24 protein-coding genes are annotated in these 23,924 nt (G+C 72.0%); 13 read left to right on the top strand and 11 right to left on the bottom strand.

Going from position 1 to position 23,924, the window contains the following annotated elements; translation table 11 throughout:
- The first annotated feature begins 45 nt into the window (after window positions 1-45).
- From AC3AGO_RS29670 to AC3AGO_RS29655, 4 genes are all read left to right on the top strand, one after another.
- Entirely contained in the window at window positions 46-453 is a 408-nt protein-coding gene (locus tag AC3AGO_RS29670) for a hypothetical protein (protein ID WP_487823332.1), read from the top strand.
- An 89-nt stretch (window positions 454-542) separates the two neighbouring features.
- Window positions 543-1,478, top strand: a complete 936-nt coding sequence (locus AC3AGO_RS29665; RefSeq protein ID WP_487823331.1) for an ornithine cyclodeaminase family protein — start codon at window positions 543-545, stop codon at window positions 1,476-1,478.
- A 135-nt stretch (window positions 1,479-1,613) separates the two neighbouring features.
- A complete protein-coding gene (locus AC3AGO_RS29660) occupies window positions 1,614-2,045 on the top strand; it encodes a hypothetical protein (protein ID WP_487823330.1) in 432 nt (143 codons plus the stop codon).
- Between the two features lie 250 nt (window positions 2,046-2,295).
- Window positions 2,296-2,958, top strand: coding sequence for a class I SAM-dependent methyltransferase (locus tag AC3AGO_RS29655; protein ID WP_487823329.1), 663 nt, complete (start codon window positions 2,296-2,298; stop codon window positions 2,956-2,958).
- A 145-nt stretch (window positions 2,959-3,103) separates the two neighbouring features.
- Here the strand turns inward: AC3AGO_RS29655 and AC3AGO_RS29650 are convergent, their stop codons facing one another.
- The 4 genes from AC3AGO_RS29650 to AC3AGO_RS29635 all read right to left on the bottom strand — a co-directional run bounded on the left by AC3AGO_RS29650 (window position 3,104) and on the right by AC3AGO_RS29635 (window position 7,451).
- Complete coding sequence (locus AC3AGO_RS29650) at window positions 3,104-4,456, bottom strand: cytochrome P450 (protein WP_487823328.1); 1,353 nt, start codon at window positions 4,454-4,456, stop codon at window positions 3,104-3,106.
- Window positions 4,457-4,586: 130 nt separating this feature from the next.
- Entirely contained in the window at window positions 4,587-5,042 is a 456-nt protein-coding gene (locus AC3AGO_RS29645) for a YkvA family protein (protein ID WP_487823327.1), read from the bottom strand.
- 120 nt (window positions 5,043-5,162) lie between these two features.
- Window positions 5,163-7,013: an RICIN domain-containing protein gene (locus AC3AGO_RS29640; RefSeq protein ID WP_487823326.1), complete on the bottom strand. Its 1,851-nt coding sequence runs from the start codon at window positions 7,011-7,013 to the stop codon at window positions 5,163-5,165.
- 48 nt (window positions 7,014-7,061) lie between these two features.
- Window positions 7,062-7,451 (bottom strand): hypothetical protein, encoded by a 390-nt coding sequence (locus AC3AGO_RS29635; protein WP_487823325.1) that lies wholly within the window; start codon window positions 7,449-7,451, stop codon window positions 7,062-7,064.
- A gap of 229 nt (window positions 7,452-7,680) precedes the next feature.
- Here AC3AGO_RS29635 and AC3AGO_RS29630 point away from each other — a divergent pair, with 229 nt between their 5' ends.
- The 6 genes from AC3AGO_RS29630 to AC3AGO_RS29605 all read left to right on the top strand — a co-directional run bounded on the left by AC3AGO_RS29630 (window position 7,681) and on the right by AC3AGO_RS29605 (window position 13,620).
- Entirely contained in the window at window positions 7,681-8,175 is a 495-nt protein-coding gene (locus tag AC3AGO_RS29630; protein WP_487823324.1) for a DUF6314 family protein, read from the top strand.
- Window positions 8,176-8,656: 481 nt separating this feature from the next.
- Window positions 8,657-9,232: a TerD family protein gene (locus AC3AGO_RS29625; RefSeq protein WP_487823323.1), complete on the top strand. Its 576-nt coding sequence runs from the start codon at window positions 8,657-8,659 to the stop codon at window positions 9,230-9,232.
- 61 nt (window positions 9,233-9,293) lie between these two features.
- Window positions 9,294-10,034: a hypothetical protein gene (locus AC3AGO_RS29620; protein ID WP_487823322.1), complete on the top strand. Its 741-nt coding sequence runs from the start codon at window positions 9,294-9,296 to the stop codon at window positions 10,032-10,034.
- Window positions 10,035-10,289: 255 nt separating this feature from the next.
- Window positions 10,290-10,616, top strand: a complete 327-nt coding sequence (locus AC3AGO_RS29615) for a putative quinol monooxygenase (protein WP_487823321.1) — start codon at window positions 10,290-10,292, stop codon at window positions 10,614-10,616.
- Complete coding sequence (locus AC3AGO_RS29610) at window positions 10,613-11,749, top strand: alcohol dehydrogenase catalytic domain-containing protein (RefSeq protein ID WP_487823320.1); 1,137 nt, start codon at window positions 10,613-10,615, stop codon at window positions 11,747-11,749. Before AC3AGO_RS29615 ends, AC3AGO_RS29610 begins: the two co-directional genes overlap by 4 nt.
- Window positions 11,750-12,156: 407 nt before the next feature.
- Window positions 12,157-13,620: an FAD-binding oxidoreductase gene (locus AC3AGO_RS29605; protein WP_487823319.1), complete on the top strand. Its 1,464-nt coding sequence runs from the start codon at window positions 12,157-12,159 to the stop codon at window positions 13,618-13,620.
- A 22-nt stretch (window positions 13,621-13,642) separates the two neighbouring features.
- Here the strand turns inward: AC3AGO_RS29605 and AC3AGO_RS29600 are convergent, their stop codons facing one another.
- The 3 genes from AC3AGO_RS29600 to AC3AGO_RS29590 all read right to left on the bottom strand — a co-directional run bounded on the left by AC3AGO_RS29600 (window position 13,643) and on the right by AC3AGO_RS29590 (window position 16,178).
- A complete protein-coding gene (locus AC3AGO_RS29600) occupies window positions 13,643-13,984 on the bottom strand; it encodes a hypothetical protein (protein ID WP_487823318.1) in 342 nt (113 codons plus the stop codon).
- Between the two features lie 185 nt (window positions 13,985-14,169).
- Window positions 14,170-14,631: a nuclear transport factor 2 family protein gene (locus AC3AGO_RS29595; RefSeq protein WP_487823317.1), complete on the bottom strand. Its 462-nt coding sequence runs from the start codon at window positions 14,629-14,631 to the stop codon at window positions 14,170-14,172.
- A 260-nt stretch (window positions 14,632-14,891) separates the two neighbouring features.
- Window positions 14,892-16,178 carry an MFS transporter gene (locus tag AC3AGO_RS29590; RefSeq protein ID WP_487824863.1) on the bottom strand — a complete coding sequence of 429 codons (1,287 nt, stop codon included), beginning with the start codon at window positions 16,176-16,178 and terminating at the stop codon, window positions 14,892-14,894.
- Window positions 16,179-16,556: 378 nt separating this feature from the next.
- Between AC3AGO_RS29590 and AC3AGO_RS29585 the strand changes: the two genes are divergently transcribed.
- The gene (locus AC3AGO_RS29585) at window positions 16,557-17,642 is read left to right on the top strand and encodes an S-(hydroxymethyl)mycothiol dehydrogenase (RefSeq protein ID WP_487823316.1); all 1,086 of its coding nucleotides are present in this window, start codon (window positions 16,557-16,559) and stop codon (window positions 17,640-17,642) included.
- Window positions 17,642-18,271 carry an MBL fold metallo-hydrolase gene (locus tag AC3AGO_RS29580; protein WP_487823315.1) on the top strand — a complete coding sequence of 210 codons (630 nt, stop codon included), beginning with the start codon at window positions 17,642-17,644 and terminating at the stop codon, window positions 18,269-18,271. Before AC3AGO_RS29585 ends, AC3AGO_RS29580 begins: the two co-directional genes overlap by 1 nt.
- 158 nt (window positions 18,272-18,429) lie before the next feature.
- Here the strand turns inward: AC3AGO_RS29580 and AC3AGO_RS29575 are convergent, their stop codons facing one another.
- On the bottom strand, window positions 18,430-19,422 hold the full coding sequence (locus AC3AGO_RS29575) for an FAD-dependent oxidoreductase (RefSeq protein WP_487823314.1): 993 nt from the start codon (window positions 19,420-19,422) through the stop codon (window positions 18,430-18,432).
- A gap of 2 nt (window positions 19,423-19,424) precedes the next feature.
- A complete protein-coding gene (locus AC3AGO_RS29570; protein WP_487823313.1) occupies window positions 19,425-20,879 on the bottom strand; it encodes a purine-cytosine permease family protein in 1,455 nt (484 codons plus the stop codon).
- Between the two features lie 120 nt (window positions 20,880-20,999).
- On the opposite strand from AC3AGO_RS29570, the gene AC3AGO_RS29565 reads away from it, so the two are divergent.
- On the top strand, window positions 21,000-22,247 hold the full coding sequence (locus AC3AGO_RS29565; RefSeq protein ID WP_487823312.1) for a M24 family metallopeptidase: 1,248 nt from the start codon (window positions 21,000-21,002) through the stop codon (window positions 22,245-22,247).
- 60 nt (window positions 22,248-22,307) lie between these two features.
- Here AC3AGO_RS29565 and AC3AGO_RS29560 read toward each other — a convergent pair whose 3' ends face one another.
- Together AC3AGO_RS29560 and AC3AGO_RS29555 are read right to left on the bottom strand one after the other, a co-directional pair.
- The gene (locus tag AC3AGO_RS29560) at window positions 22,308-23,372 is read right to left on the bottom strand and encodes an LLM class flavin-dependent oxidoreductase (RefSeq protein WP_487823311.1); all 1,065 of its coding nucleotides are present in this window, start codon (window positions 23,370-23,372) and stop codon (window positions 22,308-22,310) included.
- The gene (locus AC3AGO_RS29555) at window positions 23,372-23,884 is read right to left on the bottom strand and encodes an SRPBCC family protein (RefSeq protein ID WP_487823310.1); all 513 of its coding nucleotides are present in this window, start codon (window positions 23,882-23,884) and stop codon (window positions 23,372-23,374) included. Before AC3AGO_RS29555 ends, AC3AGO_RS29560 begins: the two co-directional genes overlap by 1 nt.
- Between the last annotated feature and the right edge of the window lie 40 nt (window positions 23,885-23,924).

Here is a 23,924-nt window from a genome sequence, read left to right as displayed (position 1 = left end):
CAGCCCCGTTGCGGGGGCGGCGCCCGTACGAATCGGGGGATTCGCATGGTCAAGATCCGCTCTTGGGTGGCCGCGGGCGCGGTGGCCCTGTTCTTGTTCGGGGCGACGGCGTGCACCGACGACGTACCCGACCCCGTCCCTTCCATCACCACCTCGGTGCCGGACAGCTTCGACCCGGAGACGTTCGACCCGGACGACCTCGACACCGACGTCCCGCTGCCGGACGATCTCGACACGGACGTTCCGCTGCCGGACGACCTCGATACGGAAGTCCCGCTCTCCGACGACCTCGACACCGACACGTCGCTGCCGGACACCTTCGACCCGGACACCGCACTGCCCGACACCGGCGGCGTGGAGCCCACGCCGGACTACGAGCACGACTGCGGGATCTCCGGCAACCCGGACTGCAACATCACCGTCCCGCCGCCGGACATCGGCCCGTGGGACTGACGACGACCGGACCGTAGGGCCGGACCGTACGCACCACCGGATGCCGCGGGAGGCAGCGTCACGAGCGGGAGTTCTTGTCTACTGGGGCCATGATCTCAACCGGCAACTCCCTCCCCGTTCTTGACGGCGCCGCGCTCGACCGGCTGCTGCCTGTCGGAGACGCCGTCGCGGCGCTGCGCTCGGCCCTGACCGGCGGGCTCGACGTGACGGCCACGCCCGCGCGTACCCAAGTACCGCTCTCGGCAGGGCACTTGCTGCTCATGCCGGCCGAGCACGGTGCGTACGCGGGCGTGAAGGTGGCGGGTGTCGCGCCCGGCAATCCGGAGCGGGGGCTGCCCCGCATCACCGGTACGTATCTCCTGCTGGACGCCGCGTCGTTGCAGCCGCTGGCCGTCCTCGACGGTCCGGAGCTGACGTTGCGCCGTACGTCGGCCGTGTCCGCGCTGGCCGTCGACTGCCTGGCGGAGAAGGACGCGGACCGGCTGCTGCTCTACGGCACGGGGCCGCAGGCGTTCGCGCACGCGACGGCGATCCGCCACGTACGCGAGCCGGCCGTCGTCGACGTGGCGGGCCGGCGCCCGGAGGCTGTCGACGCGCTGGTGAACCAGTGCCGGGCGGCAGGACTTCCGGCCCGCGCCGCGGGACCGGAAGCGCTGGAAGAGGCGGGCATCGTCGCGTGCTGCACCTCCGCGCAGGAGCCGCTCTTCGACGGGCGGCGCCTCGCCCCGCAGGCGACGATCGTCGCCATGGGCTCGCACACGCCCACCGCACGGGAGGTCGACACGGCCACCGTCACCCGCTCCACGGTCGTCGTCGAGGACGCCGCCACGGCCCGGCGGGAGGCGGGCGACATCGTACTGCCCCTGGCAGAAGGCCTCCTGACGGAAGATCAGCTCCTGCCCCTGCAGGACATTGTCCGGGGTACGCACACCGCCGCCCCGGACCGCCCGCGCCTCTTCAAGTCGGTCGGCATGGCCTGGCAGGACCTCACCCTCGCCGCACAAGTGCACCGCGCCGCGTCGTAGCCGCGTTCGCCGCCTCGTAGCCGTGTTCGCCGCGTGCGGGTCGCGCGGATCCGGTCGCGACAGGACATCTCGTTCGGCTCGCCGCCCCCTCAAAAACACGTTGGGCGCACGGCTGATGCCCGGCACCATGGGGAAATGCACACCAGCGAGGACGAGCCCGCGGTGGCCGCCGCGCTGCGCGGCGCCGCGTCGGAAAAGTGGGCGGTCCGCGCCGCCGCCGGACGACTGCTGGCCGCGTGGGTGGAGCACGACGGGGTCTCGCCGGCCCTGGACCGGCTCCTGTTGGATGCCCACGACACGGGCGTCACCCAGGCGACGGCAGAGGCTCTGCTGGAACGGGGCGACCTCGCCGGCTTGCGCGCGGTGCTGTCCGCGCTGTCCCGGGCCGGGCAGTGGTGCACAGTCGATCAGCTCAGCGGCGCGGTGTACTTCCATCAGGATCGGATGCTCGCCCACGGCCGGGCGGACGAGTTCGCCGGGTTCCTCGCGACACTCGCCTCGGACGAGGACCCCGGCGTTCGCGCCGAGGCCGGCATGCTGCTGCATCCCCGGCAGACCCACGACTGAGACATGCGTCCCCTGCACCCCCGCGTACAGCGCTGGGAGTTGTTCCGTACTGGGGTGTTCTGCTGCGTACGCAGTACGGGAATCCGGTGGGGTCGGCCGGTGGAACGATATGCGGAAAGGGGGGCGTCCCGGCGCGGATTCTGGTTCTTCCGAGGTGTACCGTCGCCGGCGAATGCCCCTTTCCCGGCGTGCGTAACGTACTGCCGAACGCATACGCGCGTACGCCGGACTCGCGATCTGGAGGCCCGTCATGAGCCAGTACCTTCCGGAATTCGATGCCGCGTACGCGGGAGAGCCGATGATGGAGGGGCTCGACCACGTTCCGTGGAACATCGGTGAACCGCAGCCGCCCATCGCGCGGATCGTCGACTCCGGTGACGTGCGCGGTCCCGTACTGGACGCGGGCTGCGGCGTCGGGGAGACCACGCAGTACCTCGCGGCGCGCGGATTCGAGGCGGTGGGGGTGGACGCCTCGCCCCACGCGATCGAGCAGGCCCGGGAATCCGCCGGCTCGCGCGGAGGCGCCGTGGAGTTCGAGGTGGCGGACGTGACCGAACTCTCCGGATACGACGGCCGGTTCCGTACGGTCATCGACAGCACCCTTTTCCATTCCATGCCCGTCGAGGCCCGTCCCGCCTATCTCGCCGCCATTGCGCGGTCTTCCGCTCCCGGTGCCGTATTGCACGTACTGGTTTTCTCGAACGCGGCGCAATTCCCCACGGATCAGGGCCCCAACACCGTCGGCGAACAGGAACTCCGGGACGCCGTGGGCGCGTTCTGGACCGTGGACGACGTACAGCCCTCGCACATCACGGCCGTGCTGCCGGAGGAGATCCCCGTCCCGCACGAACGTGACGCGCGGGGCCGCGCCCTCCTCCCGGCGTTCCTGCTGCGGGCACACCTCCCCGGCTGACACCGTCACCCCGCGCCCCGAAAGGGGCGCGGGGAACTGCGCAACGATCAGGGGCGCGGGGAACTGCGCAAACCCCAGCGCGAGCCGCACCCGCCCAGCACCTCCCCGGGCGCACGAAACGGTGCATGCGGCTCGCCCCGGCGGGTTATCCGCGCGGCGTGACCCGTACGCGTGCGGGACCGGTGGCCTGGAGGGTGATGCCGGCGGACAGCGGCACCTCGTGGTCCACGGCCTCCAGGTCGTACGCACGCAGCAGCACGGCCAGGGCGAGGACGGACTCCAGCATCGAGAAGTGCTGGCCGATGCACGCGCGCGGGCCGCCGCCGAAGGGGAACCAGGCGTACCGGTGGCGTTCCGCCTCGCGGTCCGGGGTGAACCGGTCGGGTTCGAACCGGTCGGGGTCCTCCCACAGACCCGGGTGCCGGTGGGTGACCCAGGGGGCGACGACCACGTCGGCGCCCGCGGGAATGAGGTGGCCGTCGATCTCGCAGTCGGCGACGGCACGGCGGCCGATGACGGGCGCGGCCGGATAGAGCCGCATGGCCTCTTTCAGGCAGCGCGTCAGATAGGGCAGCCGCTCCATGTCGGCGGCGGTGGGGTCGCGGTCGCCGAGGACGCGGGCGATCTCCTGCTGGGCGGTGCGCTGTTGTTCGGGGTGCCGGGCCAGCAGGTGCAGGGTGAAGGCCATGGAGGTGGCGGTGGTCTCGTGGCCTGCGAGGAGGAAGATGAGGACCTGGTCGCGGAGTTCGTCCGCGTCCAGTGCGCGGTCCTCGTCGCTGCGGGCGCGGGCGAGCAGCGCGAGCAGGTCGTCGCCCTTGTCGCCGTCGGCGCGGCGTTCGGAGATGATGCGGTCGCACACCCCGTACACCTCGCGGGTCGCCGTCTCGGCGCGCCGGTTGGCGGGCAGCGGCCAGCTGCGGGGCGGGTTGAGCGGGGAGTAACCGCGGCGCAGGACATAGTCGTTGATGACGGGGAAGCAGCGGTGGATGACGTCGACGGCGGCCTCGACGTCGGTGCCGAAGAGGATGCGGGCGACGGTACGCAGCGCGAGCCGGCTCATGTCGCCCACGAGGTCGGTCGTGCCGTCCGGGGTGCGGCTCCAGCGGGCCGCGGCGGCCGAGGCCTCCTCCGCGACGGCCTCGGCGTAGCCGTCGACGCGGCGCTTGGTGAACAGGGGCTGTACGAGGCGCCGTTGGCGCATGTAGTCGCCGTCCTGCGCGGTGAGCAGGCCGTTGCCGAAGGACTCCCTGACCTCGCCGTAGAAGGGGTTGTCCTTGCGGAAGTTGGCGGCTTCGCCGGCGAGGACTCGCTGTGCGCCTGCCGCCGAGAACACTCCGTGGATGACGGTGCGCAGCCCCGGTGGTCCGCCCCACACGCGCACGATGTCCCCGTAGTCGTGCCGTGCGCGCAGGAAGGTATCGAGGGAGTCGCGCTGCAGCGCGAGCATCGAGCCCACGACGGGGAGGCCGGCGGGGCCCGGTATCTCGGTGATGGTCATGAGCGCGATTCTCTCCCGGTCGGCCTCAACGGGCCGTCCACCGTGCGCGGTTGAGCCGCGATACGGCCGGATCCCGACGGGCGGCGGGGCCCGGCACGGTGCTCCGGGGGGCCTGCGACGCCGCTCCGGGTCACCGCTTCCGGGGCTCCTTCCCCGTGCCTGAACCCGTGCCTGAGCCCGCGCCTGAGCCCGTGCCCGGAGCCGTACCCGTGCCCGTTCCGCTGTCCGTACGCGGGGCCGTCCCCGTACGCGTGCCGGTACCCGTACGCGTGCCGGTACCCGTACGCGTACCCGTCCCGTCCGCCGGCACCGACGGCGTACGGACCGCGGTCGCGGCCGCGTGCAACGAGTGCAGCGCGACGAGCAGTACGCCGACGTCGTCGAGGTAGACGGGGTCGGGGATCAGGTCGACGGGCGAGACGGTGTAGATCACGGCGGCCCAGAACAGCGCCTTGTGGCGGAGCGGGATCCCCGCGTCGAGCAGCAGTTTCCTGGCCCGCACCACGCGGACGAGGAGAACGGCCGCGAGAATCGCGACGAGCAGCGCGACGACTGCGGCGACCACGAGCCACGCCTTGGTGTCCATGGCGTCAACCCTGTACCCGGGACGGCCCGTTCGCCCGTATGACGCGCGGCCTCGCCCGTATGAAGTGCGGCTCCGACCGTACGGAACGCGGTCCGGGTCCCGCCCGCTGATGCGCGCGGGTCACGGGAGGAGCCAGCGCTGGTTGTCGCCTCCGTTCCACGGCCACTGGACGATCTGCGCGCCGCCGTCCAGGGAGGCGCCGGACACGTCGAGGACCTGGCCGGAGTGCTTGGCGGTGAAGCGGATGTACTTGTCGCCCGTGTCCTCCATGCGGAAGCGCTGGTTGTCGCCGCCGTTCCAGTCCCACTGCACGACGTGCGCGCCGTCCGCGCCGGACGCGCCGAACACGTCGAGGACCTTCCCGGAGTGCTTGGCGACCAGCCGTACGTACCCGTCGGGCAGCGGCTGGACGAGGAACTCCTGGTTGTCTCCGGTGTTGTTGCGCCACTGGATGAGGTCGGCGCCGTTGTCGTACGAGGCTCCCCGCACGTCGAGGACCTTGCCCGAGTGCCGGACCTGCACCGCCGTTCCCCGGTATCCCCAGCGCTGGCCGGCGTCGCCGGTCCACATCCGCTGCACGAGCGCGGCGCCGTCGTCGGCGGAGGCGCCGAGGACGTCGAGGACCTTCCCGGAGTGCCGTGCCGTCAGCCGTACGTCGTGGCCGCCGACGTCCTCCATCAGGAAGCGCTGGTGCTCACCGCCGTTCCACACCCACTGCTCGGCGGGCGTCCCGTCGTCGGCGGAGGCGCCGCGTATCTGGAGGACCTTGCCCGAGTGCCTGGCGACGGCACGCAACAGGCCGTCGCCCACGGCCTCCAGGCGGAAGCGCTGGTGGAAACCGCCGTGGAAGGGGCCCTGCGTGACGGCGGCCCCGTCGCCCGTCGACGCGCCGGCGACTTCGGCGACCTTGCTGACGTTGCGGTTGACGAGCGGGGTGTCCAGCCACAGCCCGAGGTGCGCGGGCGTGAACTGGCAGAAGGCGAACTCGTTTCCGCGCATGAGACACGTCGTGCCGCCGCCGGGCGCGCAGTTCTGACAGTTGCTGTTGGGCAGTTGGAACCGGCCCCACCTGCCGTCGCACGAACAGCCGCTGCTCGCGTACTCGTCCGGAGCGCCGAAGACGTGCCCGGTCTCGTGCGCGAACACCCGGTCCATATTGTCCGGGCCCCAGCCGTCCAGGGTGTAGTCCATGACCATGTACGGGCCGCCGATGAACGCGTAGGCGAAGTGGTTCAGCGGGTACTTGGAGAAGAACGCGACGTACGTCCAGCGGGTGCCGAGCGTGGTGCGCAGCTGCTCGGCGTACGCGGCGGCACCCGCGCCGCCCGCCGAGTGGCCGAGTGCGGCGAGCGCCGGGTCGCGCCAACGGGCCTCCAGATCCTCGGCGTCGGGATCGGCGGTCACGGTGACGGGCGCGAGGCGGATGTCGTAGTGGAACTCCAGCCGGGCCTGCGGGGCGACGCTCGCGTACCAGCCGAGGCCGTTCTGCACCTCGGCGACCACCTTGTTCTGCTCGGCGCCGCTGAACCGCAGCTCCTCCGTGGGCCCTTGGACGAGAACGATGCCGACGGCGACGCTGCCCTCCAGCCACGAACTGGTCGGCCCCGCGCCGGCGGGCACGGCGGCGAGCCCCTGCGGCGGGGGTACGACGGTCGTGCAGCCGGTCATGTCCCAGCTCTCGCCGGAGCGCGGCCGGGCGTCCTTGCGTGTGCGGTACGCCTCGGACTGGCGGAGCCGCAGTGCCGCGGCGCCCAGCCGCTCCGTGTCGTCCAGCCCTTCGAGTTCGACGGCGCTCAGGTCCGTGGCGGCGCGCAGCGCGCCGGCGGTCTCGGCCGCCGGCGCTGCGGGGTCGCGCTGTACGACGCCGACCCTGCCGTAGCGGTGCACGATCCGGTCCGCGCCGTCCGCCGTCGGCCCGACCGCCCTGCTTCCGAGCGTGATGCCCTCCAGGACCCGCAGATCACCAGCCATCGCCCTCCCCTTCCCTCCGCGGCCGCCCGGCCGCCTTCCGCAGTGAACTCACGTTCCCCGCCCCGGCCGGCCGGGCGCCTCGAACCCGCCCGCATCCCAGTCCAGCCCGTCCCCGGCCCGCGACTTCCGGCTGCGCCGGGCCAGCCACGCGGCAAGGAACTGCCGCTCCCGGGCGTCGAGTTCGACGGCGGGGCGGGTGTCGCTCCCGCGACAGGGGTCAGTCGTGGTTCCGTCCGCGCGGGCCTCGTCGTCGGCCTCGTCCCGCGCGTAGACGCGGGTCACGCCCGGGAGGGCCGCCAGTTCCGTCTCCTCGCCCGCCAGCACCACGGCCAGCCGTGGGGGCAGGACCTGCGTCACGCGGGCTGTGTCGCGGAGCGTGCGGAGCGCGGTGTCCGGGGTGGTGTCGTCGAGGACGACCAGGAACTCGGCTTCCTCCATGGGCACTCCCCTCCACCGCTGCCGGAAGCGCGCCGCGAGTCCGCGCCGGGAATCCGCCCGGGAATCGGAGTCTGCTCCCGCCGCACCGCCCCGGCAATCGGCCGATCGGCGCAGGCGGGGCGGCCGTCGCGGGCCGGGAGGGGCGGGGGCCTGGCGTGGGGCCGGTTGTATCGTGAGGTCCTGGTGAGGGCCCCGGTGAGGGCGGGCGGACAGACGGAGGCGCCGAGGCATGACGGACGACAGCCGCCCGGACGGCGCTGCCCCGGTGCCGGTGCCCGAGGCCCTCGCGTTTCTGGCCGGTACGTGGCACGTGGAGCGCGAGTTGCGCGACGGCGACCGTACGGGGCACTTCACCGGAACCGCGGAGTTCCGCCCGGAGAGCGACGGCAGCGACAACGGCGGAACCGGCAACAGCGACGGCGCCTGGCTGCACGTCGAGGACGGCGTCATGGACTGGGGCGAGGTGTCCCGCGAGGCGGGCCGTACGCTGCGGATGACGCCGCACGCCGACGGCACGGCGGACGTGTTCTTCGCCGACGGCCGGCCCTTCCACACGCTGGACCTGCGCGCCGGACGGTGGACGGCGGTCCACCCGTGCGCGGCGGACCACTACGAGGGCACGTTCACCGTCGTCTCGCCGGACGAGTGGCACCTGCGCTGGGACGTCCGCGGCCCCGCGAAGGACCAGCTCCTCGACTCGGTCTACACCCGCGTACGCAACTGACACCCGCGTACGGCACCGGCCCTCGCGTACGGACCTCACACCCACGTACGGCGCTGACCCCCGGTCGCGTTCGACCGTCTGCCGGCCGGCGACTTCGCTCCGGGGCCGGGCCGTGAACAGGGCGACACCCCGCGGGGGTTGCCCGACCGGCGGCAGCGGGCGGTGCTGCGGCTGCTCGCCGAGGAGCCGGCGTCCCGGGGCGCGCGCCCCCCGTCGTCGACCCCACCGCGGCGCCGGCACGGGCGGCCGTACGCGGGGCCATGGCGCCGGCCACTTCCTGAACGGCGCCGCTCTGTCGCCCCTCCCCTCCCGCGCGGACGGCGAAATACGGGGAGGGGAGGTCGCATCGGGCATTCCTGCGACACACTGCGGCGAAGGGGCCGCCCACGGCGGCCCGGGACGGCCGTGAGGGCCGCCGGGTTTACTTCTACAGTGATGTAGATTTAATGGCCCGGCTCACCGAACACAGCAGGAGGAGAACGTGGGAGTCTCACTCGCCAAGGGCGGCAACGTCTCGCTCAGCAAGGAAGCACCGGGCCTCAACGCGGTGCTGGTCGGACTCGGGTGGGACGTCCGTACGACCACCGGCGCCGACCACGACCTGGACGCCAGCGCGCTGTTGTGCGACGCGAACGGCAAGGTCCTCTCCGACCAGCACTTCGTCTTCTACAACAACCTCGTGAGCCCGGACACGTCCGTGGAGCACACCGGCGACAATCTCACCGGTGAGGGCGAGGGCGACGACGAGTCGGTCAAGGTGAATCTGGCCACCGTGCCCGCGCAGGTCGCGAAGATCGTCTTCCCGGTTTCCATCCACGAGGCCGAGCAGCGCGGCCAGAGCTTCGGCCAGGTCCGCAACGCCTTCATCCGTGTGGTGAACCAGGACGGCGGAGCCGAACTCGCCCGCTACGACCTGTCGGAGGACGCCGCGACCGAGACGGCGATGGTCTTCGGCGAGCTGTACCGGCACGGGGCCGAATGGAAGTTTCGCGCCGTCGGACAGGGTTACGCTTCCGGACTGGCCGGAATCGCGCAGGACTACGGCGTCAACGTCTGACACACCGTCCGCTCCGGCCGTACAGGCCCGGAAAGCACGACTGTTGGGGGACGCCAGCGACATGGGGGACGACGTGACCGGCACCGGCGGCATCGCGGCACGGGACATGCCGGACTTCGAGAGAGCGCTCAACACGGCGCTCAACTCGCCGCAGATCCACGACGCGCTGCAGCGCGTCCCCGAGGCGCCCGGCATCGCCGGACTGCGCACCCGGGCGCGGGACGCCGCCGACACGGTGAACCTTCCGGCCGGCGCCGCGTACGACGCGTACCTCGCGGCGCGGGAGGCGGCCCCCGCGCCGCGCCGCCCCCGGCCGAAGTCCGGCGGGCGGCTGCTTCCCGCGCTCGGCGTGCTCGTTCCCGCCGTGTCGGCGACCGCCGCGGTGGCCCTGCTGCTGCTCGGCCCGGGCCTCGGACTGACCGGTGCCCAGCCGGAGTTGGCCGATTCGCTGACGTCCATGGGCTGGGCCTGTGCCGGCCTCGCCGCACTGTCCGCCGCCGTCGGGCTCACCGCGGTCGTGGTGACGGCGCTGCGCAACCGCGCCGCACCGCCCGGCCGCCCTCCCGGCCCCCGCGATCCGGCCGTACGGCGTGCGCGCGAGGAGTGGATGACGTCGCTGCTGGACGACGGCATGCTGCCCTTCCTGCACGGCGTCATCCGGGAGGCGGCGATGGCGCCCGAAGAGCCCGACGAGGACCAGAGCGCCCAGCCGGGCTACACGGGCCCGGACTTCGCCAGCCCCGACTACGCGGGCCCCGAACTGGGCGGCCACACGAACGAACCGGCCGAACGCGACAGCTGAACGTACCGGCCGGACACGGCAATTGACCCGTACGGGCGGAGCGAGCGGCCCCGCCCGTACGCCCGCCGCGCTCGGTGCCCGCCGCCGCACCCGTACGCCCGCGGCGCGGGATGACGGCATGCGGAACGACCGGCATGCGGGACGGCCGGCGCACGGGAAGACCGGGAAGCCGACACACGGGGAGCCGGTCACCGGCCGGGCACGGTACGGAAATACGGTGGCACCTGTCGTGCCGCCGAACCGAACGGTCTGCCCATGAGCTTTGTCGTCGTCGCCCGCTACCGCACCGTCGCCGGCCGCGAGCAGGACGTACTGTCCCTGCTCGGCACCGCGGCCGAGGCGTCCCGCAAGGAACCGGCCTGCCGCCGCTACCGCGTACACCAGGGCACGGAGGACCCGCGGACCGTGCTGCTGTACGAGGAGTACGACAACGAGGACGGCTTCGCGGCCCACTGCGCCTCCCCGCACTTCAAGGACATCGTGCTCGACCAGGTGCTCCCGCTGCTGGAGGAGCGCGACGTGCTCCGCTGCGCCCCGCAGGGCGAGGAGCCGGACGAGTCCGGCGAGGGGGCCGCGGCGTGAAGACCACGGCAGCCGTCCTCCGCGAGACCGGCACCCCGCGCCCCTACCAGGACACCCGCCCCGTCACCGTGGAGGAACTCACCCTCGGCGGGCCCCGCGAGGGCGAGGTCCTGGTACGGATCGCCGCCGCCAGCCTGTGCCACTCCGACCTGTCCGTGGTCAACGGCGACCGCGTCCGGCCGATGCCCATGGCGCTCGGCCACGAGGCCGTCGGCGTCGTCGAGGAGACCGGCCCGGGCGTACGTCGCGTCGCCGAAGGCGACCACGTGTCCCTGGTGTTCGTGCCCAGCTGCGGCTTCTGCGAACGCTGCGCCGAGGGCCGCCCCGCCCTGTGCCCGGCGGCCGCCGCCGCCAACGGCTCCGGCGGCCTGCTGCACGGCCCGCCGCTGCTCACCGACTCGGCCGGCCGTACGGTCCACCACCAGCTCGGCGTCTCCGCCTTCGCCGAACGCGCCGTCGTCGCCCAGGAGTCGGTGGTGCCCATCCCCCGCGACGTTCCCTTCTCCGTCGCCTCGCTCTTCGGCTGCGCCGTCCTCACCGGCGCCGGCGCCGTCATCAACACCGCGGCGCTGCGCCCCGGTCAGTCCGCCGTGGTGTACGGGCTGGGCGGCGTGGGCCTGTCCGCCGTGCTCGGCGCCCGCGCCGCCGGGGCCTGGCCGGTCGTCGCCGTCGACCCCGTCGAGAGCAAGCGGCAGCGGGCGCTGCGGCTGGGCGCCTCGCACGCGTTCGCGCCCGAGGAGGCGGAGGAGGCCGTACGCGATCTGACCGCGGGCGGCGCCGAGTTGGCCGTGGAAGCGGTGGGCAGTCCCGCCGTCACCGCCGCCTGCCTGCGCGCAGTGGGCCGCGGCGGGCGCGCCGTATCGGTCGGACTGCCCGCGCCCGACCGTGCGTTGGAGGACGTTCCGGCGCTCGCCTTCGCCGGTGAGGGCAAGTCGCTGCTCGGCTCGTACATGGGCGACGCGGTCCCGCAGCGGGACATCCCCCGCTTCCTCGCCCTGTGGCGGTCGGGACAGATGCCCGTCGAGAAGATGCACACCGGAACGGTCCCCCTCACCGGCATCAACGACGCCCTCGAAGCCCTCGCCGACGGCACCGCAGTACGCCAACTCCTAGACACCACCGGCACACTCTGACGCATGAGCTGCGCGGCACTGCGCTGCGGGCGGCCCCCGCCGAGGTGTGGGCACGCGGTCCGCCCAGAGGGCGGCTGCATTGGATGTGCGGCTCCGCCGCGCGAGGCGGGCACACCCCGGTGTGGGCAGCTGGTCCGCCCAAGGGGCGGAACGGGTGGGCACACCGGACCGCACCTGCGCAGGAAACGCACCCCGCACCCAACGCAGGCGCCCCGCGCTGGGGGCGGGCACCGCCCGGTGTGGGCAGCGGTCCGCCCAGAGGGCGGAACGGGTGGGCACACCGGACCGCACCCGCGCAGGGAACGCAACCCCGCACCCATACACAGGCGCCCCGCAGGGACCCCGCCCGCCCACCCCGCAACCGGCGGTGATGTGATGACCCGAAGCGGCGCAAGGAGGCGGACCCCATGGACAACGGACCGGCAAAGAACGAACCGGAGGACAACGGCCCGTCACACGGTGCCAAGGCGGAACTGACCGCGGACCTCACCACGGCACTCCCCGCCGGCCGCGTACTGACCGACCCGGACTCCACGGCCCGGTACCGCCAGGACGAGGCCGAGTGGGCCCCGCACGGGCAGCCCCTCGCCGTGGTCCGCCCACAGTCCGCGGACGAGGTCCGGGATCTCGTGCGGTACTGCGTCGAACACCGCCTGCCCCTCGTACCGCGCGGCGCCGGAACGGGCCTGTCCGGCGGAGCCAACGCCGTGGACGGCTCGGTCGTCGTGTCCTTCGAGGACATGAACCGCGTCCTGGAGATCAACCCGGCCGAGCGGCTGGCCGTCGTACAACCCGGCGTCGTCAACGACGACTTGCGCGCCGCCTGCGCCGAGCACGGGCTCTGGTATCCGCCGGACCCGGCCAGCTCGCCGTGGTCGACGATCGGCGGCAACGTCGCGACGAACGCGGGCGGCATGTGCTGCGCCAAGTACGGCGTCACCCGCGACTACGTGCTCGGCGTCCGCATGGTCACCGGCGAGGGCGAGGACGTGACACTGGGCCGGCGGACCGCCAAGGGCGTCGCCGGGTACGACCTGTGCGGGCTGATGGTGGGCTCCGAGGGCACCCTCGGCGTCCTCACCGAGATCACCGTGCGCCTCCTCCCCCAGCGCCCGCCGGAACGCACGGTCGTCGGCTACTTCGACACGGTCGTCGCCGCGGGCGAGGCCGTCAGCGCCGTCGTCGCCGAAGGGGTCATCCCCTCCGCGCTCGAACTCGTCGACCGGCACTGCCTCGCCGCCGTCGACAAGTGGAAGAACATGGGCCTGTCGACGGACGCGGAGGTCGTCCTGCTGGGCCGCAGCGACGCGCTGGGCGAGGCCGGGGACGCCGAGGCGGCGCGGATGCTGGCCTGCTTCGAGGCGGCGGGCGCGACGTTCGCGGCACAGTCCTCCGACCAGTACGAGGCGGACGCGCTGTTCCAGGCGCGCCGCCTCGCGTACCCGGCGCTGGAACGGCTCGGACCCGTACTGACGGAGGACGTGTGCGTACCCCGCGCCCTCATCCCCGACATGCTGGCCCGCGTCGAGGAGATCGCCGCCCGCCACGACATCCTCGTCGCCAACATCGCGCACGCCGGCGACGGCAACCTGCACCCGCTCATCATCACGCAGCCCGGCGACGACGCCGCCCGCGCCCGCGCGCAGCTGGCCTTCGAGGAGATCCTCGACGCGGCGATCGCGCTGGGCGGCACCGTCACCGGCGAACACGGCGTCGGCGTCCTCAAGATGCGCGGCATGAACGAGGAACTCGGCCCGCAGGCCCTCGCGTTGCAGCGCTCCGTGAAGCAGGCCCTGGACCCGTACGGCATCCTCAACCCGGGCAAGGTCGTGGGCCCCGGCCCGGACTCCCGCACCGGGGCGCCCGCCTGACGGCGGCTCAGCAGAGGATGACTCAGGAGAAATACACCGACCGCACCTTGAGGTCGGCGCTGCCGTAGCCGGTGACGGGCCGGTGCGTGAAGGCGTCGCCGGTGCAGTCGGTGCCGGAGAACACCGTCGCGCTGGATGCCGTCCGGTTCCGCGTGGAGTCCGCCGGTTGCGCCCACGCCTGCCGCGCCTCGGGCAGGTTGATGCACTCGCCGCTCGGCGGGTTCTCCAGCACGCCCCGCTGCGCGCCCGCGACCCCGTGGTACGTGTAGAAGAACTGGCCCTCCGCCGCGGACGACGCGGTGGGCAGGCACAGCACGAGGGCGAGGGCGGCGAGCGGGACGGCGACGACGGAACGCAGACGCATGAGGTGATCCTTCCGAGGGGAACGGGCACTTGCCGTGATCACCTTAGAGCGGAGCGTGACTGGCAGAACGTTTCGCCGCGTACCGTCCCGTGTGTCGCGTCCCGCCGCGCGAACGGCCGCTCCGCCGTACGCCCCGCCACCCCTCCGCCCGTGCCCTGCCCGGCACTTGAGAGTCCTGCCCCCGGTCACTCCAGCGGCAGCCCGACGCCCCGTTCCGCCTCCGGCCGCGGCCCGGTGATGCGGCGCTCGGACTGGTCGATGGCCACGTCGTTGATGCTGGCCTCCCTGCGCCGCATCAGCCCCTCCGCGGTGAACTCCCACAGCTCGTTCCCGTAGCTGCGCCACCACTGGCCGCCCGCGTCCCGGCACTCGTACTGGAACCGCACCGCGATCCGGTCCCCGCCGAAGGTCCACAACTCCTTGCGCAGCGCGTAGTCCAGCTCCCGCTCCCACTTCTCCGTCAGGAACGCGACGATCTCCGCCCGCCCGGTGACGAACCGGTCGCGATTCCGCCACACCGAGTCCTCCGTGTACGCGAGAGCCACCCGCTCCGGCTCACGCGTATTCCACGCATCCTCGGCGGCCTGCACCTTCTGCACCGCACTCGCCTCATCAAACGGCGGAAAAGGGGGCCGTGCTGCCGTCATACATCCGCTCCTTCACTCAGGGCTGACCCGTGTCGTACCACACCCCAACCCGCCCACACGACAAGCCCGTTGCCGTACATACGAGGCGCCGAACAGGGGGGCGCGGGGAACGGCGCGAAATCAGGGGCGCGGGGAACGGCGCAAACCCACAGCGCCACCCGCACCCAAGCACGCCACGCACGAAGAGCGAAACCCGACAAGGGGCGCGGGGAACTGCGCAAACAGGGGCGCGGGGAACGGCGCAAAACCACGACGCCCCGTCAGATCCGATACCGCCGCAACGCCGGCCGCGCCACCGCAAGGCCCAGCATGGCGACAGCCACCAACACGCCGCCCGCCACCGTCGCCCCACGGGCCCCCACCGCCGAGCCCCCCACCCCGTGCAGCAGGTCGGCCAGCCGGGGCCCACCCGCGACGACCACGGTGAACACGCCCTGCATGCGGCCCCGCATCTCGTCCGTCGCCGCCGACTGCAGGATCGCGCCGCGGAACACCATGGACACCATGTCGGCCACGCCGCCGACGGCGAGGAACAGCGCCGCCAGCCACAGATTCCCGCTGAGCCCGAACGCGGCGATGGCCAGGCCCCATACGACCACGGAACCGATGACCATCCGACCGTGCGCGCGGGCACGCGAGAACGTGCCGGACAGCAGTCCCCCGGACACCGCGCCGATGGGGATGGCCGCGAACAGCAGGCCGAGCGCGAAGCCTTCGCCCCACGGCGCGTACGTGGTGGCCGCGAGCTGCGGGAACAGGGCCCGGGGCATACCGAACACCATCGCGATGATGTCGGCGACGAAGGACAGCAGCAGCACCTGGCTGGACGCCATGTAGCGGAATCCGGCGGCCACTTCACGCCATCCCGCACGCTGCCGCCGGGCCGCCCCCGTACCGGCGGTCTTGTTGAGCGGCGGCAGTGCGGGCAGCCGCCATACCGCCCAGACGGCGGCGCACAGGGCGAGGCTGTCGATCAGATACAGCTCGGGCAGCCCGATGACCGGGATGAGCGCCCCGGCGAGCAGCGGGCCGACGATCATGCCGGTCTGGGCGACGGTGGAGCCCAGCGCGTTGGCGGCGGGGAGTTCGGCCTCGGTGACGAGACGGGGTATGGAGGCCTGCCGGGTCGGGGAGTTCATGCCGAAGAAGGCCTGTTGGAGGGCGAGCAGCACCATCAGCAGGACGACGGACTCCGCCCCGGCGAGGGCCTGGATCCAGAACAGCAGCGAGGTGACGGCAATGCCCGCGTTGGTGACGAGGAGCAGTTTGCGCCGGTCCACGGTGTCGGCGACGGCGCCGCCCCACAGGGCGAAGACCACCAGCGGCACCAGCCCGGCGAAGCTGGCGTAGCCGACCCACGCCGAGGATCCGGTGATGTCGTAGATCTGCTTCGGTACGGCGACGGCCGTGAGCTGGCTGCCGACGGCGGTGATGGTGGTCGAGGTCCACAGCCGGCGGAAGGCGGGGTGCCGCAGCGGACGGGTGTCCATCGCCCAGCGCCGCCATCCGCGGCCGCGGCCTTGCACGGGCCCGTCCCCGTCCGGCACTTCTCCGCCCGGCGCCTCCCCGTCCGGCGGCCCGGCAGACTCCCCTTCCGGCGCCCCACCGCCCGGCACCGCACCGCCCGGCACCGCACCGTCGGGCACGGTCCCGTCCGGCGCCTTCCGGCCCTCCGGCACCGTCCCGTACGGCGCTTCCCCGTCCCCCACGGACGGACTGTCGTCGGCTGCTGGTCGCGAGTGGTCCACGGCGTTCCCGGTCCTCCCCGATTTCGTTGTACACGTATCCGGTCGGCCCCCATTCTCGCCATCGCGCCGCACGCGTCCGGAACCGGGACGTACCAGGTCCGGGCGTGATCTCATGGACCCGCACGTCCGCGAGGGGTGGCCCGCAGGTCTCCCCCGTTTTGCGAGGAGGTCGCGAGCATGTCGCAGGAAGTACGCGGGGTTGTCGCTCCGGGGAAGAACGAGCCGGTGCGGGTCGAGACCATCGTGATCCCGGACCCGGGGCCGGGCGAGGCTGTGGTGCAGGTGCAGGCCTGCGGCGTGTGCCACACCGATCTGCACTACAAGCAGGGCGGCATCAATGACGAGTTCCCCTTCCTCCTCGGCCATGAGGCCGCGGGAGTCGTGGAGTCGGTCGGCGAGGGCGTGGACGAGGTCGCCCCCGGCGACTTCGTGATCCTCAACTGGCGTGCGGTGTGCGGGCAGTGTCGTGCGTGTCTGCGCGGCCGCCCCTGGTACTGCTTCGACACCCACAACGCCGAGCAGAAGATGACGCTCACCGACGGGACGGAGCTGTCGCCGGCGCTGGGCATCGGCGCGTTCGCGGAGAAGACCCTGGTCGCCGCCGGACAGTGCACCAAGGTGGACCGGCAGGCGCCCGCGAAGGTGGCCGGGCTGCTGGGCTGCGGCGTGATGGCCGGTATCGGTGCCGCGATCAACACCGGCAGCGTGGGCCGCGGCGACTCCGTCGCGGTCATCGGCTGCGGCGGCGTCGGCGACGCGGCCATCGCCGGGGCCCGGCTGGCGGGCGCGGCGAAGATCATCGCGGTCGATGTGGAGGACCGGAAGCTGGAGACGGCGAAGAAGATGGGGGCCACGCACACCCTCAACTCCCGCTCCACCGACCCGATCGAGGGCATCCGGGAGCTGACCGGCGGCAACGGCGCCGACGTCGTGATCGAGGCGGTGGGCCGCCCCGAGACGTACGAACAGGCCTTCTACGCCCGCGACCTGGCCGGCACCGTCGTCCTTGTCGGCGTGCCCACGCCGGAGATGAAGCTGGAACTGCCGCTGCTGGACGTCTTCGGCCGCGGCGGCGCGCTCAAATCGTCCTGGTACGGGGACTGTCTGCCCTCACGGGACTTCCCGATGCTCATCGACCTGTATCTGCAAGGCCGCCTGGACCTGGGCGCGTTCGTCACCGAGACGATCGAACTCGACCAGGTGGAGAAGGCTTTCGAGCGGATGCACCAAGGCGATGTGCTGCGTTCGGTGGTGACGCTCTGATGGCGGCGCGCATCGACCACCTCGTCACCTCCGGCACCTTCAAGCTCGACGGCGGCGAGTGGGAGGTGGACAACAACGTCTGGATCGTCGGCGACGACCGCGAGGCCCTCGTCATCGACGCCGCGCACGACGCGGACGCCATCGCCGAGGCGCTCGGCGACCGCCATCTGCGGGCCATCGTGTGCACTCACGGGCACAACGACCACATCGACGCGGCGCCCGCGCTCGCGGACCGTACGGGCGCGCCGATCGTGCTGCACCCGGACGATCTGCCGCTGTGGCGGCAGACCCACCCCGACCGCGACCCGGACGGCGAGCTGAGCGAGGGTCAGGCGATCCCCGTCGCCGGTACGGTGCTCACCGTCCTGCACACGCCGGGCCACGCGCCGGGCGCGGTGTGTCTCCACGACGCGGGGCTGGGCACGGTGTTCAGCGGGGACACCCTCTTCCAGGGCGGCCCGGGCGCCACCGGCAAGTCGTTCTCGCACTTCCCGACCATCATCGAGTCGATCAAGACCCACCTGCTGACACTCCCCGAGGAGACAGTCGTACGCACCGGCCACGGCGACTCGACAACAATCGGCGCGGAGGCCCCACACCTACAGGAGTGGATCACCCGAGGCCACTGAAAAGCGCGAACCGCCGTTCCCCACGCCCCAACAGGGGCGCGGGGAACGGCGCAGATAAGGGGCGCGGGGAACTGCGCAAACCCCAGCGCAAACCGCACCCACCAGGGAAACGCAAGAAACAGCGCAAACAGGGGGCGCGGGGAACGGCGCAACCGCCCTCACGGCGCGGCGCCAACCCCCACCCGTCCCCCAACAAGCGCCGCAACCTCCTCCGCACAGCCCCAGGACAACGTCACACCCGACCCCCCGTGCCCATAGTTGTGCACGAGGAGCCCTCCCCGCCCCGTGGTGACCGCCTCCAGCCGTACACCCTCGGCCCGTACGGGCCGCAACGCCGCCCGGTGTTCGAGCACCGGCATGTCCGGCAGCCGCGCGTCGAGCCCGGCGCAGCGCGCGACGATCGCCGCGGCGGTCTCCGCACCGGGCTCGGTGTCCCACGCGCCCTCCTCGGCGGTGCCGCCGAGGATCAGGCTGTCCTCGTGCGGAATGATGTACGCCTCGCCGTCCGGGTGCCCGAAGTCGGCGACGACGCGGTCGATTCCGGGGTTCGCGACGCGCACCCACTGGCCGCGTACGGGGACGAGCCCGGGGTCGTCGGCGAGCTCCCTGGCCGCCATACCGGTGCAGTTGACGACCACGTCGGCCTCGGCCGCGGGCTCGTCCAGTGAACTGACGGTCCGGGTGAGCACGGTGCCACCCCCGTCAAGGAAGCGCCGCATCAGATAGGGCAGATGGACGGGCATGGTGAGGACGGGCTGTGTGAAGACGTACGCGCTGCCGTAGCCTGCCGGCAGCCGGTCCGCCGGGCAGCGGCCGAGGTCGGGCACGGCGCTCGCCCACCAGGGGTCGTCGAGCTCGGTGTCGCGCCAGAGTTGGAGCGAGTCGCGGATGCGTACGCCGGTGCGTTCCGGGTCGTGCGCCATCGCGTCGAAGTGCGTCTTGCTGACGCCGGTCCAGCGCAGCACCCGGTCCACGGGGAAGGCGCGGTAGGGGAACCAGGTGGCGCCGGCGACCGACGACGTGGTGCGTTCGGGCGGTTGGGCCGCCCAGACCGTGACGGGGAATCCCGCCTCCTGCAGGGCGATGCCGGTCGTGAGGCCGATGACCCCCGAGCCGACGACGATGACGTGCGGACCGTCCGACCGGTTCATGTTCACCCTTCCGTCCGTGCGTGTGCCATCAGGGCCGGCGGCTCTCCGTCGCCTTCGGCAGCGGGCCGCGCGCCGGCCCGGCCCCGCATGGCGATCCAGTAGGCGATGCCGGAGACGATCGCGCCGACGACCCACGACACGTCTCCCTGGTGCAGCATGCGGGCGACGGGCCCCTCGTACAGCGCGTTGCTCATGAACGGTATCTGTACGACGAATCCGATCGCGTACGCCGCCATTCCGGGCGCGCTGATCCGCCCGTAGATTCCCCTCGGTTTGAACATCTCCGCGACCTCGTACCGGCCGTGCCGTATCGCGTAGTAGTCGACCAGATTGATGGAGGTCCAGGGAATCATCAGGACCAGCGTGAGGACGAGGAACGTCTCGAAGGAGGAGAGGAGATGGTCCTTCGAGAGGAACGACATATAGGTGGCGAGCACGGCCACCGGGATGATGAAACACAGCCGCAGGACGAGTCCGGTGCGGAACTTCCGGTAGAACGTGCTCGCGAAGGAGAGCGCCGACATGTAACCGCCGTAGATGTTCAGCGCGTTGATGCTCAGCACGCCGAGGATCAGGGCCAGATACGTGAGGTCGGCGAACCAGCCCGCCACACCGTTCGCGACGGTGCCGATTCCGGCGATGGGGCCGCCGGGAAGCTGTTTCTGGAGTGTTGCGCCGAAGACCATCAGCCAGACCCCGCTGATTCCCACTCCGGCGTAGGTGTACCAGAAGACACTGGAGATGGAGGTCTTTTCGGGAAGGTAACGGGAGTAGTCCGCGACGTAGGGCGCGTAACCGAGCTGTGAGGTGGCCGATACGGACACCGCGAGCAGGAACGGGCCCAGCAGGAACCCCTTGTCCGCGTGGGGCGCCGCCGCGGCACCCGCGTGGTGGCCGAGGAACAGCGCCGCCGTGAGCACCAGGAAGACGGCGGCGACGAGCACCGTCAGATACTTCTCGAACTTGTGGATGAGGTTGTAGCCGAAGACCGCGACCAGCGCGCTCAGCGCGGAGAGCACGACGATGCTCGCCGATATGGGAAGACCCGTGAGCGCGGTGAGTGCCTGTGCGCCGAGAACCGCTCCGGCGGCGTAGAAACCGAGATACATGACGACGACGAAAACCAGCGGGAACGCGGCGCCGTAATAGCCGAATTGGGCTCTGCTCTGAATCATCTGGGGCAGTCCCAGATGGGGCCCCTGGGCCGAATGACCGGCCATCAGGAGAGTTCCCGCGGTCACGCCGATGAGGACCGCGACGATCGCCCACGGGAGGCTCATGCCGCTCGCCACGGTGGCGGCTCCGGCCGCGACGACGGGCAGTTCCATGTTGGCGCCGAACCAGACGAAGAGCAGGTCCGACGGTTTTCCGTGTCTGAGTGCGTGCGGTATGAACTCGATGCTGTGCTTCTCGACCAGAAAATTCGCGCGTTGCCCGCTTCCGGGACCGGCATCCATGGCCGGAAGCTAGCAGCCGGATTTCCTCAATACAATGCTTGACCTTCCTGGTTGGGGCGTGGTCCGCTGTGCGCAGACCCTGTCCGGGTGGAGGTTTTCCGAGGAGAGGATGGTGGCCGCGTGGCCGCAGGAGCTGACCCGGTATCGGAGAAAAACCTGGTGGGACTCGGCGACGCGCCGATTCCCCGCTGGCTGACACCGGATCGCACGGGCACGGTGCAGAGCGCCGAGCAACTTCCCTTCCCCGCCGAGGAGTACGCGCTGCGCCTGGCGAAGGTCCGCGAGCGGCTCGACGCCCTCGATGTGGCGGCCCTCATCGTGTTCCGGCCCTCGGCCGTGGAGTATCTGTGCGGGTATCACACGGCGGAGACCGCGCCGCAGCCCCTGCTCGTCACCCGCGACGCCACGTATCTGTACGTGCTCGACCTGGAGATCGGCCGTGCGCTGGCCAGTTCGACCGCGCAGCACGTGCTGTTCTGCAGCTACGCGAATACCCGCAGCAAGGCGGAGCTGATCGCCGAGCACGTGAGCCGTACGCTGCCGCAAGGTGCCCGGCTCGCCATCGAGTTCGGCGGCGCGAGCACCCCGCCGCAGATGATCGACCTGCTGGGCGGCGGCCATCTGACGCTCACTGACGGCGGGTTCCTCGTCGAGAACCTCAAACTCGTGCTGTCCCCCGCCGAGATCGCCCGCATGGAGGAGGCCGCGGCGGTCACCCAGCGTGGTGTCGACGCGGGCGTCGCCGCCGCAGGTGAGCAGGGAGCGAGCGACTCCTCGGTGGCCGCGGCGATCTCCTCGGCCCTGCTGTCCGGCGCCAACTCCGCCTCGGCGTGGGGCCCTCTGGTGGTGACCGAGCCGCGCAGCGGCATCCCGCACTCCTCGTGGAAGGGGGACACGCTCAGCGACACCACGACCTTCCTGGAGTTCGCCGGCACGTCCCACCGCTACCACACGCCGGTCATGCGGACCCTCGTACGCGGCCGTCCGACACCGGAGGTGGACCGCCTGGCGGGGCTGGCGAAGACGGCGCTCGCGGCCGTCCTCGACAACGCCCGCCCGGGCGTGCCCTGTTCGGACGTCGCCCGGCAGGCCCTCAAGGAGCTGGGGCCGCTGCGCGACGACGAGGTGTTCCACCACATGCTCGGCTACCCCGTGGGGCTCGCCCACCCGCCGCACTGGATGGACACGGGCAATTTCTACATCACGGCCGACAACCCGGAGCCGTTGCAGGCCGGCATGGCGTTCCACGTACCGGCGTCGTTCCGCTCGTTCGGCGTGCGCTGCGTCGGCCTCAGCCACACGTTCCTGGTCGAGGAGAACGGCACCCGCCCGCTGACCCACGGCGAGGCCGAGCTCATCAGGATCTGACCAGCACGGTCGGATCCGACCGACGAGCACAGGCCCCAACTACCCTCACCCGCCCGGCTGTTACCGCGCCGCGCCGTCGCCCTCCACCTCGCGTACGAGGTCCAGGGCGCGGCCGAGCGTGGTCAGCCGGGCGTCCAGGGTGTCGCCCGCGGGGTAGAGCCGTACGGTGTCGACACCAGCGTCCTGCCAGACCCGCAGCCGCTCGCGCACCATGTCCTCGGTGCCGATGAGCGTGGTGCCCAGCACCATCTCGTCGGTCACCAGCGCGGCCGCGCCGTCCCGGTCGCCGCCCTGCCAGCGCTCGCGGACGGCCGCCGCGGTGTCGGCCCAGCCCTGCCGGCTGTAGGCGTCGTTGTAGAAGTTGGTGGTGGCGGAGCCCATGCCGCCCAGGCTGAAGGCCAGTTCGCGCTTGCGTCCTGCCACCATCGCGCGCAGCGCGTCCTCGTCCTCCGCGAACGCCACCTCGGCGCCCTGGCAGATGTCGAAGCCGGCGCGGGTACGGCCCGCGGCGGCCAGGCCCGCGTCGAGATGGTCGAAGTAGGCCACCTGGGCGCCCTCGGGGACGAAGCTCGTACCCAGCCAGCCGTCGGCGATCTCCCCGGTGAGCCGGAGCATCTTCGGCGAGAGGGTGGCGAGATAGACGGGGATCTCGTGCTCGGCACGGATCCCCAGCCGCATCGGTTTGGCGTCCCCGCCGGGCAGCGGCAGCGTGAACTCCCGCCCGGAGTAGGTGAGTTTCTCCCCCGCGACGGCCTGCCGCACGATGTCGACGGTCTCCCGCATCCGCGTGAGCGGCCGGGCGAACGGCACCCCGTGCAGCCCCTCGATCACCTGCGGCCCGGACGGGCCGAGCCCCAGCAGGAAGCGGCCTTCGGAGATCTGCGACAGGGTGACGGCCGCGCGGGCGATGGCGGCGGGCGTACGGGTGGCGAGCTGGATGATGCCGGAGCCGAGCAGCATCCGGTCCGTACGGGCCGCGAGATAGCCGAGCGGTGACGGGGCCTCGGCTCCCCACGCCTCGGCCACCCAGCAGATGTCGAGGCCCAGCCGTTCGGCCTCGGTGACGAAGCCGACGGTCTCCTGCCAGTCGGGCCCGGAGGCCTCCACGGTGGTCGCGGTCCGCATCAGTCCGCCTTCTCCGCGCGCTGCTTGAGGGCTTCGAGGGTGCGGGTCATGCCCTGTTCGAACTCCCGCAGCCGCACGTGGACGATCTTCTGTTCCTTGTCCGGCATCCGGTCGATGGCGAGGCACAGCCCCGAGCGCGCCGGACCCATCCGCATCCACTGCCGCAGCACCGTGCCGCCGTCCTTCTCCTCCAGGGTGAACCGCCAGAGCGCCGTGGGGTGTTCGGCATCCTCCACAGCCCAGGCGAACGCCTGCGACGGTGCGCACTCCACGACGTACGAGGTGGTCTCCCACTTCCCCAGCGCCTCGTGCTCGCTGCACCCGAGAAAACGTGCCCCCACGGCGGGCCCGGTCGCGTCGTCGAGCCACTCCGCGGCCGCCAGTTCGGGGCTCAGCTCGGGCATCAGCGCGATGTCGGAGACCAGCTCCCACACCCGTCCCGGCGGGGCCGCGATCCACGTCTCCACCTCGACCGTCGGCTGGTCCACGTAGCGCGCACCGGTCCACTCCATCGGCTGCCTCCTCGCAAAGTCCGTGTCGACCACCAAAGTT

The organism is Streptomyces sp. BL1 (assembly GCF_057628045.1).
The sequence above is the reverse complement of the archived record's forward strand: the minus strand, read 5'-3'. Positions and strand labels throughout refer to the sequence as shown.

Excerpts from the sequence above, each read along its gene's own strand:
- AC3AGO_RS29615 (WP_487823321.1), top strand. The coding sequence starts at position 10,290 with ATGAGCTTTGTCGTCGTCGCCCGCTACCGCACCGTCGCCGGCCGCGAG.
- AC3AGO_RS29595 (WP_487823317.1), bottom strand. The coding sequence starts at position 14,631 with ATGACGGCAGCACGGCCCCCTTTTCCGCCGTTTGATGAGGCGAGTGCG.
- AC3AGO_RS29605 (WP_487823319.1), top strand. The coding sequence starts at position 12,157 with ATGGACAACGGACCGGCAAAGAACGAACCGGAGGACAACGGCCCGTCA.
- AC3AGO_RS29640 (WP_487823326.1), bottom strand. The coding sequence starts at position 7,013 with ATGGCTGGTGATCTGCGGGTCCTGGAGGGCATCACGCTCGGAAGCAGG.
- AC3AGO_RS29575 (WP_487823314.1), bottom strand. The coding sequence starts at position 19,422 with ATGAACCGGTCGGACGGTCCGCACGTCATCGTCGTCGGCTCGGGGGTC.
- AC3AGO_RS29620 (WP_487823322.1), top strand. The coding sequence starts at position 9,294 with ATGGGGGACGACGTGACCGGCACCGGCGGCATCGCGGCACGGGACATG.
- AC3AGO_RS29635 (WP_487823325.1), bottom strand. The coding sequence starts at position 7,451 with ATGGAGGAAGCCGAGTTCCTGGTCGTCCTCGACGACACCACCCCGGAC.
- AC3AGO_RS29650 (WP_487823328.1), bottom strand. The coding sequence starts at position 4,456 with ATGACCATCACCGAGATACCGGGCCCCGCCGGCCTCCCCGTCGTGGGC.
- AC3AGO_RS29660 (WP_487823330.1), top strand. The coding sequence starts at position 1,614 with ATGCACACCAGCGAGGACGAGCCCGCGGTGGCCGCCGCGCTGCGCGGC.
- AC3AGO_RS29665 (WP_487823331.1), top strand. The coding sequence starts at position 543 with ATGATCTCAACCGGCAACTCCCTCCCCGTTCTTGACGGCGCCGCGCTC.
- AC3AGO_RS29580 (WP_487823315.1), top strand. The coding sequence starts at position 17,642 with ATGGCGGCGCGCATCGACCACCTCGTCACCTCCGGCACCTTCAAGCTC.
- AC3AGO_RS29555 (WP_487823310.1), bottom strand. The coding sequence starts at position 23,884 with ATGGAGTGGACCGGTGCGCGCTACGTGGACCAGCCGACGGTCGAGGTG.
- AC3AGO_RS29670 (WP_487823332.1), top strand. The coding sequence starts at position 46 with ATGGTCAAGATCCGCTCTTGGGTGGCCGCGGGCGCGGTGGCCCTGTTC.
- AC3AGO_RS29655 (WP_487823329.1), top strand. The coding sequence starts at position 2,296 with ATGAGCCAGTACCTTCCGGAATTCGATGCCGCGTACGCGGGAGAGCCG.
- AC3AGO_RS29630 (WP_487823324.1), top strand. The coding sequence starts at position 7,681 with ATGACGGACGACAGCCGCCCGGACGGCGCTGCCCCGGTGCCGGTGCCC.
- AC3AGO_RS29645 (WP_487823327.1), bottom strand. The coding sequence starts at position 5,042 with ATGGACACCAAGGCGTGGCTCGTGGTCGCCGCAGTCGTCGCGCTGCTC.
- AC3AGO_RS29600 (WP_487823318.1), bottom strand. The coding sequence starts at position 13,984 with ATGCGTCTGCGTTCCGTCGTCGCCGTCCCGCTCGCCGCCCTCGCCCTC.
- AC3AGO_RS29570 (WP_487823313.1), bottom strand. The coding sequence starts at position 20,879 with ATGGATGCCGGTCCCGGAAGCGGGCAACGCGCGAATTTTCTGGTCGAG.
- AC3AGO_RS29560 (WP_487823311.1), bottom strand. The coding sequence starts at position 23,372 with ATGCGGACCGCGACCACCGTGGAGGCCTCCGGGCCCGACTGGCAGGAG.
- AC3AGO_RS29585 (WP_487823316.1), top strand. The coding sequence starts at position 16,557 with ATGTCGCAGGAAGTACGCGGGGTTGTCGCTCCGGGGAAGAACGAGCCG.